1 protein-coding gene, 1 pseudogene and 1 riboswitch are annotated in these 611 nt (G+C 68.4%); the gene and the pseudogene both read left to right on the top strand.

The features are described from left to right. Nucleotides 1–180, top strand: a pseudogene (locus JCM25156_RS29670) (histidine phosphatase family protein); the annotation flags it as partial. Then, nucleotides 177–308 (top strand): hypothetical protein, encoded by a 132-nt coding sequence (locus JCM25156_RS32285; RefSeq protein ID WP_277909495.1) that lies wholly within the window; start codon nt 177–179, stop codon nt 306–308. The pseudogene JCM25156_RS29670 and the gene JCM25156_RS32285, both read left to right, overlap by 4 nt. A gap of 18 nt (nt 309–326) precedes the next feature. Beyond that, a riboswitch (cobalamin riboswitch) is annotated at nt 327–554 on the top strand. Nucleotides 555–611: the final 57 nt, after the last annotated feature.

Below are 611 nucleotides of genomic sequence, written 5' to 3'. Positions count from 1 at the left end.
CTTCATGACCTGCCCGCCGCCGATCTGGCGCGCTGGGTTTCGGACCCGGAATTCGCGCCGCCAGGCGGTGAAAGCCGGACGGAACTGCTGCATCGCGTGGCGGAATGGCTGGCGGCACTTCCCCCCGGCCCGCTCCGCCTGAACGTGCTGGCTGACGCCACCGTCATCAGGCCATCGTGATCGCGGCCCTTGGCGGCACGGCGCACATGCTGTCGCATCTGGATATTGCACCCCACAGCCGCACGGTGCTGACACGCCACACGACATGGCGCGTGGCCATGACCGGCGCGCCGCCGGACGGTCTTTGACAGGGGGGCGCGCAATCGTCTAGATCCGCGCCTGATGGTTCCTTTACGGGAGAATAGGGAAGACGGTGCGCCCACGGGCAAGGCCGTCGCTGCCCCCGCAACTGTAGGTGGCTGTTTTCCGGCCCGCCCCGCCATGGGGCTGGTAGTGTCACTGGTCCCGGATCACCGGGGCCGGGAAGGCCGCCGGAAGTGAGGGGTTCCCCCTCCGCCACAAGTCAGGAGACCTGCCATCAGGTCCCGCGCCATAATATTCTGGCCGGGCCGGAGCCGAATCTGATCGCATGGCTGGCGGGGTGCCCGGCA

It is taken from the genome of Komagataeibacter kakiaceti JCM 25156 (assembly GCF_000613305.1).
Note: the sequence above shows the minus strand (reverse complement) of the source record. Positions and strands in the feature narration are given on the sequence as shown.